Here is a 7,640-nt window from a genome sequence, read left to right on the forward strand (position 1 = left end):
TTGCGACGGTACTGTTTAATACCTGCATTGTTAATCATGACATTATTATTTATATATTAACCTATATTCCTTTTACTCTTTTACTATCTATTCATAATATCGTTGCTTTAATAGCTTATTATGATTTTCAGCTTGTTTTTAATGTACGCACTTTAGAGCGCTGCACTAATGCTTCTATAACCGGAGAATTTGCTATCTTTTAATACTTCTGAATAACAACAACGTTCCAAGCGGACCTTGCTACCCAGCGCAAGTTGATCGCGAACCCTACAGCGGTATGCTGATGATCGGCAGCTTGTTTCTAAGCTCGCACGGCGCGGATGATGTGGTAACCGATCTGGATATCCGACTTGGTCTGTCTGTTGTTGGATTTTCATGTTTGTAATTTTTGTTTTTCTTCGGTATTGGTATTTCTTATTGCTGTTCCTATTTTAGATTTTTAAAAATCTCCAGCTCCCTGGGAGCCGGAGATCGCAACCAATTATAAACCTAAATTATGATACCTCTTTTTATTTCCTGTTTGGTTATCTTACTCAAAGATAGGGGAGTATAGGGGCGGGGAAGTTAACCTAATCGGTCAAATGAGTTGCCCGGATCGGTTTTATTTGTTTTTTTGATAGGTCTGTGGTGTATAACCGGTCTCCCGTTTAAAAAAACGGCAAAATGAACCCTGATCTTTGAAACCGCATGTCAGTGCAACATAGAGAATTTTATTGTTCGGTAGAAGTGTTTTAGCTTTATTCAAACGGGTTTCTTTCCTGAAAGTATTGAGATTGGTGCCGTAATGCACGATGTGCAATTTGTTGAGATAGTTTGGTGCACATTTGAGCTTGCCGGAAATTTCGGTCAGCGTGATATCATCTTCCTTGGTCTGGAAATGATTGATTATCATATCCCGGGCACTATCGACCAGCATACGATTGGGGTGGTGCTGCTCATAAACATGTCTTATCTTACGGATACTGAGATCAAAGAGTGCCTGCAATATCTGTAAAATACACAGCGCTTTGCACACTTTGCCTTGAATAAGCATATTGTACAGTTCAACGTGCTTCTCATGGGTCTGCAGACCGGCTTTGAAGTCTATACTCGCGACCAGATGGGGCAGCTGCCGCTGAAAGGCATCGAGCAGAGGCCGGATAAATTCGGGTTCACCGCTGTCTGCAGCAAACAAGATCTCGGGGTGGAAGCAGAAACCGTAGATGAGGTAATGTCCTCTTTCCAGATGGAGCGTGTACAGGTCTTTTGGTGTATACAGGTATACTCCACGGCCATCCAGTAAAGGGAATGTCTGTGCACTGCATCGCTGTGTGAGCGTACCTTTTCCTTTGATGTCCATCATATGGTAGAGTTGGACGAATGGAGTTTTTGTCTCAAAGTGGATCTGGGTAGGCTGATCGATTTGAAAATAATAGCAATAGACGGTGCCCACCAGCGTATAAAGGATCTCTTCCTGAATAGCGGTGCCGTCGGCTTTCCAATGACGGGTCTGCGCGCCTGGAAGATGAATAGTCCCATCGCTGACCGAACCTGGGTATTCGGTCAGTTTTGGTTCTATCCCCACAAGTTCATAATAACGTTTTCATAGTTAGGTCTAATTTTGGGAATTAAAGAAAGGGATTGGGATCGGAACAATATTTCTTTTTTTTAAAACTATTACTGGCGATATCTGATCGTGATGGAAATGGGTAATCGGAATGCCAAGGGCTGTTCGCTATCTGTTTCTGAAATATCATTGTTGATCAGATTGGGATCAAGGACAATGAGATCTTTAATATGTTCATCTTTCGCAGCAGCGTATTTCTGAAAGTGTACATGTAGCCCTGCTTCCCAAGTCTCGGCAATTTTATTTCCAAGTTCTGTTTTGAATTGGAGGGTCATACTGGAAACGTAAACCTGCTGGCTGATATCTAGATAGAAATTGTCCAATAACAGTGTAGCGAGGTCTGTCCGTGCAAGGTTAATGATGGCTTGCCGGGCTATGGAACTTAAAGAAAATACTTCAATCTGAAACGCGTTTACGCCTTGATTATCAAAATTTTTTTTCATGACAATATTTATTGGTTATTAATGAACTACAAATAAAAACACATTTAATGATGTCGTCAAGAGTGTTTTAGGTTGCTTTTCGCAAATGTTCCCGTTTGGGAACATTTATTTTTATCACCTATAGGTTTTTTAAATTAACTTTCATGCTTACAAGGATTTATTTTGATTTAAAAAGCTGTCAGTCTTATTTTTTATATTTAAAATAAGGTGCTATATTTATATATTGTATCGTTTTATTAAACTTATTTTCCTAAACCATTTATAATATTTTTGATGCGAATTTTAAAATCGAGTCCTAATACGATTTGTTATGTGTTAGGTATTATTATTTTTGCTTTTTTGATTAATCTTGGTAGTGCTTTACCTGAACCGATGTACCGTCTGAAAAAACCGGTTATGGTCTTGACGATCCTTTTTACAATCCCCTTGACATTTCTCTATCTGTATTATATCTCCTGGGTACAGTATCGACTGTTTACTTTTTCTAAAGGCACAAAGAAAAGACCGTTATGGTCGACACTTCCTCTCTTTTTATTTATGACTGCAGGATTGGTATGGGGCTTTCATATGCTGTTACTGTACACGGTGGTCGTAGGCAGATCGACAGCTTCTCTGTTCTCAAAAGCGTACTTCGCCGCTGATTTTTGGTTTTTCATCATACCCTTGCTTTTGTATTGCCTCTATTTGTTCTTTGAGCCTGAGCGTACTCTTTTTTCTTTTGGAAATTGGAGCAGCTGCAGAAAGAGAACCATTCGTTACAATCTGTCAATCATAATTTGATTGATTTAAAAGAGCAATTAATAACAGAGAATACAGATCTGTTGGTCCGTAAACAGGCCGTCAAGAGCCAGTATTATAAATTAATTGCCAACATACATGAACATGATCAAGCAGCACAGCAGTTGCGGATTGAAAATAAGGAATTGAGCTTTGAAGTAGAACAGCTGCGGGAAAAGACCGAAAAACTGGAAGATCAGGTAACGGAAATGCCGTTACATAGCGGCCGTGATGAACTGCCTCTGCTGTGGCTTGAAGAACGTAGCGTAGATGTACTTCTGCAGTATATCTGCGAACGCAATTTTTGGAAGAATCCATTACCGGATCATACTAGATTTGTGCTTGAGCTGATTATCATTGAACGGGTTGAAACAGTCTATTTTGGTATTTATGCTAACGGTAAAAAATGGCTATTGCCCAATGAAGCTGTTGAGGCATTGTTAAATAATCCGTGGATCGTCAAATTAAACAATAAAGCTTTTGTGAATATGCTTTACTGTAAAAAAAATATGCTTCCCGTCATAAAAGGAAGTAAGATAAAACGGGTTGAACTGATCAGTTTTTTTAGAACTCAGCTGGATGAAAATCTGGATACAAAACACATAGATGAGTTGCTCGAAACCGAACGGCTGCGACCTAATTTTGAAAAATTTTGGGAATATGATCGCTTGCTGAAAATGGATGCTTCAAGATTGTACGATACTTTTCGTTCAGATTGAGCAGCGATAAAACTAATTGTTCAATCGCTTCAGGTAATGGGTTTGTAAGTTTTGCAATCTTGACTTATGAATCCATGGATCCGGTACCGGGCATTTACACTTTTTTTTATGTTAAGTTTAATGAAACGAATCTGCCAGTATCTGGAAATCATCATCAATTTGCTGGAAGAATCTTCTCGACGGGTAAACGGATCCTTACCTGTCCAAACACAGTATCAAGCGCAAGCTGAAAAGGGGGAATCTCAACATCCCGAACTATTGGATATCCAGCAGGTGATTGAAATTCTTAATATTTCAACTGCAACCTATTACCGTTGGGTGCGGCAGGGAGAACTGATACCGCGGAGAAAAGGAAAGCGCCATTATTTTTATAAAGAAGATTTGTCACAGCAACTGGAGGAGGGCAGAAGAAGAGGACGGATCTGATCTGGAATTACTTCTTTTTAAGTAAAAATAAAGCATTTCAACAAGAGTGTTGAAATGCTTTATTTTCAAGTTGCTATGTGCTGATTTGATATTCAGTGATAGGGAGTCTGTCTCAGTTAAAAGGTTATTATTCACCATGAATAGGGATTTTTTAGTTGATACTTGATCTCTATAGTTCTTTAATTTTTATGTTTCGAAAAGAAACCCCTCTAGACCAATCTTGTAATGCGATCTTTCCTTTGATATGTTTTCCAAATTCCGGATAATCCTTAAAGTTGCTGGTCTTCACCATATCCTTCCAACGCTTGCTGTTCAGATCCATTTCTGCTGTTTGTATGTCATTCAGATAAAATGATAATATGCCACCCTTTTGTATTACTTTCGATTGATTCCATTCACTGCGGTGATGAGTTTTTACAAAATTCATTTGTGGCGTAAAGGTATATAAGCAACCTGGACGTTTTAGCGGGTTGACCATGTCTGCGTGCGAGTCTTCCAATAATTGGTATTCAGGCCCAGATTGCCAGGTTTGAGGGATTTCTTCTTTTTCTTGTACATTTACAAATACACCACTATTTCCTTCCTTTTCAAGTTTCCATTCAAATCGTAATTCATAATCAGAATATTCTTTATTCGACAGTAAATCTCCTTTTTGAGCATTACTTTCAGGATCGCAGTATAATTCTTCATTTCTGATCACCCAGGCCGAATGGTTAGAACCCTGATTGTAAATATGCCAGTGAGAAATGTTCTTCCCATCAAATAATAGCTGCCATCCTTCCTTTTGTTATTTTTCAGTCAGGGTGTTTTGCGTTACCCTGTTGTCCCCATTACACGAAGATAGCATCGCAATTGTAGCGAATGCAACTAAGCATTTTGTTACTAATTTAATTTTCATCATAACTTGTTTTTATATGTGCAATATTATGCAAATAATATTAATAATTCACATTATCGGTCTTAATGGTGTTCAAATTGTTGCAAATACTCATAAAATTGCATTAAATTTAAACTATTTACCAGCGATTCTTCTGCCGAAGTATCGCTATTTTTGAACATATACCTGGCATGTTTTTCCGTCTCGATAAATTTCATTGGCTAAACAAAGTATTAAACTGTCTGTTGATGACATTTTAGATTTATTTTTTACAGGTTCGCTCATAATGATTAAAAAAGGTTTTACTCAAGGTGTAAGTCTTTTCTGTCGACTTTACTACCACAGTGATATTAAATGCAATGAAATTATAAATAATAATTTTACAATTTAATCACAAATATTATCTAGTAGTATTGATTACTGATGGATAAATAGTTGATTCCATACTTTAATGGGACTGTGATAAGAAGAGGAAGGTTGAGTTTTTAGGAAGGTATAATTTTCTGGTCAGATTTTAATTATCACCATAATATATAGTGAAATTGTTGAGAATTATTTTCAATTTTTTCACAAATATTAATCTATAGTATTGATTACTGAAGGTAAATCTTAGATTACATACTTCAATGGAATCTGCAATTGGAAGAAGGGCGATGAGTTTAGATGATCTAAAATGATCTATTCTTGGACTCTCAACCTATCATTTCAGATTACTTTTTTATAACCTTTGTTCGGGAATGGTTCGACTGCTGTTCGAGAGCGATTCGACTGCTGTTCGAGACAGGTTCGAGACTTGCTCGGGTAGGCTTCGACAGCGGTTCGACTGGGCTTCGACAAGTTGCCGAAGAACTGCCAAACACCTGCCGATAAATTGTCGAATCTATCCCGATTCAGTCTGCATTTAATACCAAACTTGGTTCGAAGGACCACCATTCTTGATTTCTTTTCTTGTCCTAATACGGCAGATTTTGATCTGCAATGATAGGGCTTCCTTTCATCTGCTATCATACACGATCATTACTCTTTTTTCCTTGTTTTTGCCTCTACTTTAGTTCTCGATATCAGTAACGACCGGCATGCAGGTCATCATGTAAACAGTTTAAAATTAACACAATGGCAAGATTTTTAAAAGGTATTGTAGGCGCGTATTCAGGTAAAGTGGGCAGCGTCGTAGGGAGTTCGTGGCGAAGCGTAGATTATGTCAAATCGCTACCAAAAATCACAGGTAAAAAGGCTACGGTTGGTCAGATGGAACAGCGTACAAAATTTGCTTTGGCGGTTGCTTTTCTTTCGCCGATCAAAGATGTGCTCAACCTGGGGTATTCGGATAAACTGCAGGGCAAAGCTACAGGATACAACAAAGCATTGCAGTTTTTGCTTAACAATGGAATAACAGGAACTTATCCGAGTTTGGAAATTGACTACTCGAAAGTGGTGATCTCCAAAGGTGCGCTCTCCAATTTAATGGGGGTAGAATGGGCGGAAATCAATGCGGGTGAACTGGAGATTTCCTGGTCTCCGGAAATCAATAAGTTCAACGCTTTTGCGGATGATTCGGTCGTGTTGCTCATGTACAATAAAACGAAGAATTTCTTCAGTATCATGGAATCGGCAACCCGGTTGGATGCATCGTTATCGCTGCCTTTACCGGTGAGCTATTCGGGTGATACTTTGGAAGGATGGATCTTCACGGGGCATCGTGATGGCATCAAAACTTCGTTGAGTTATTACCTCGGCGAACTTGTTTTAGCGTAACCTGTACATCTGTTTTTAGGGAGGTGAACCGCTGGTTCGCTTCCCTAATCTCTAAATCTTATGAACGATGAACTTAACATTAATCCGTACTCAACAGGGGAAGGAAAGTACCTTGTCTGAATTATACCTCGATGGCGAATTTGTCGGCTACGGTCTGGAAGATGCTGTGCGGGAAAATAAAATTAAAGGAAGCACCGCAATTCCGTCTGGTAAATACCGGCTTGGCTTCAATACTTACGGTGCGATGAATGCACGCTACCGCAAAAGATTCCCTGAGCTGCACCGTGGCATGATCGAGATCCTAGATATACCAAATTTTAGTTATGTCTATATCCATATCGGCAATAATATCGGAGATACCTCCGGATGTGTGCTGGTCGGAAATAAAATGGCTTTATTAGATGGTGATTATGAAATCTATCAGTCCCAAAGGGCATATGTAAAGCTCTACGAAAAATTGGTGGAAATGATGCTCAAAGGGCATGTGTTTATTGAAGTAACATAATATGTTTTGTGCCTCTGTCGCCGGCACAAGGCGAATTACTTTTCTTGATAAAAAGTAATCAAAAGCCGACCGGAGGGAGACCATGGATACCAAAAAAACAACACGAATCCAAAACTCAAGGCTGCATTCCTTTATGCTATTTCACCTCGAATAGGCTAAATGAATTTAAACTCGTTTCACTCAAACAGAAATTCATTTTTAACGCCTCTTCATCGGTGAAATTACGCAGTCGGAATACTAGGCCTTTTGGATAATCCTTCGGCTGTGTTGTAGTGACGAAGTAAAAAAAGTGGTGTTGTGCCTCTGTCGCAGGCACTGGGCGAATTACTTTTTTCGTTAATGATTTGATTTAACGAGGTAATCAAGAGTCTCTTCGAGAGCTTTCTTGATAAAAAGTAATCAAAAGCCGACCGTAGGGAGACCATGGATGCCGAAAACAACAGACATGAATCCATAAATCAAGGCTGTATTTCTCTATGCTATTTCACCTTAAATAGCTAAATGAATTTAACCTCGTTTCACTCAGACAGAA

At 38.8% G+C, this 7,640-nt stretch carries 8 protein-coding genes and 1 pseudogene; 6 read left to right on the top strand and 3 right to left on the bottom strand.

From position 1 onward, the window contains the following. The coding region (locus L950_RS34470; RefSeq protein WP_037526720.1) for a hypothetical protein at positions 1–203 on the top strand (203 nt) is incomplete at its 5' end. Between the two features lie 398 nt (positions 204–601). Here L950_RS34470 and L950_RS23040 read toward each other — a convergent pair. Next, complete coding sequence (locus tag L950_RS23040) at positions 602–1,564, bottom strand: helix-turn-helix transcriptional regulator (RefSeq protein ID WP_156169829.1); 963 nt, start codon at positions 1,562–1,564, stop codon at positions 602–604. A 92-nt stretch (positions 1,565–1,656) separates the two neighbouring features. Then, the gene (locus tag L950_RS23050) at positions 1,657–2,049 is read right to left on the bottom strand and encodes a hypothetical protein (RefSeq protein WP_021191023.1); all 393 of its coding nucleotides are present in this window, start codon (positions 2,047–2,049) and stop codon (positions 1,657–1,659) included. A gap of 312 nt (positions 2,050–2,361) precedes the next feature. Here L950_RS23050 and L950_RS28970 point away from each other — a divergent pair, with 312 nt between their 5' ends. The 3 genes from L950_RS28970 to L950_RS23060 all read left to right on the top strand — a co-directional run bounded on the left by L950_RS28970 (position 2,362) and on the right by L950_RS23060 (position 3,971). Beyond that, a complete protein-coding gene (locus L950_RS28970; RefSeq protein WP_021191024.1) occupies positions 2,362–2,829 on the top strand; it encodes a hypothetical protein in 468 nt (155 codons plus the stop codon). Next, positions 2,826–3,545: a hypothetical protein gene (locus L950_RS23055; RefSeq protein ID WP_021191025.1), complete on the top strand. Its 720-nt coding sequence runs from the start codon at positions 2,826–2,828 to the stop codon at positions 3,543–3,545. Before L950_RS28970 ends, L950_RS23055 begins: the two co-directional genes overlap by 4 nt. 66 nt (positions 3,546–3,611) lie before the next feature. Further along, on the top strand, positions 3,612–3,971 hold the full coding sequence (locus L950_RS23060) for a helix-turn-helix domain-containing protein (protein WP_021191026.1): 360 nt from the start codon (positions 3,612–3,614) through the stop codon (positions 3,969–3,971). Positions 3,972–4,140: 169 nt separating this feature from the next. Here L950_RS23060 and L950_RS23065 read toward each other — a convergent pair. Beyond that, positions 4,141–4,737 (bottom strand): annotated as a pseudogene (locus L950_RS23065) (DUF1080 domain-containing protein); the annotation flags it as partial. Positions 4,738–6,006: 1,269 nt separating this feature from the next. Between L950_RS23065 and L950_RS23070 the strand changes: the two are divergent. Further along, positions 6,007–6,603: a DUF6266 family protein gene (locus tag L950_RS23070; protein ID WP_156169830.1), complete on the top strand. Its 597-nt coding sequence runs from the start codon at positions 6,007–6,009 to the stop codon at positions 6,601–6,603. 67 nt (positions 6,604–6,670) lie between these two features. Beyond that, the gene (locus tag L950_RS23075) at positions 6,671–7,108 is read left to right on the top strand and encodes a DUF5675 family protein (RefSeq protein WP_021191030.1); all 438 of its coding nucleotides are present in this window, start codon (positions 6,671–6,673) and stop codon (positions 7,106–7,108) included. The last annotated feature ends 532 nt before the right edge of the window (positions 7,109–7,640 follow it).

The organism is Sphingobacterium sp. IITKGP-BTPF85 (assembly GCF_001006065.1).
Lineage (GTDB): Bacteria > Bacteroidota > Bacteroidia > Sphingobacteriales > Sphingobacteriaceae > Sphingobacterium > Sphingobacterium anhuiense.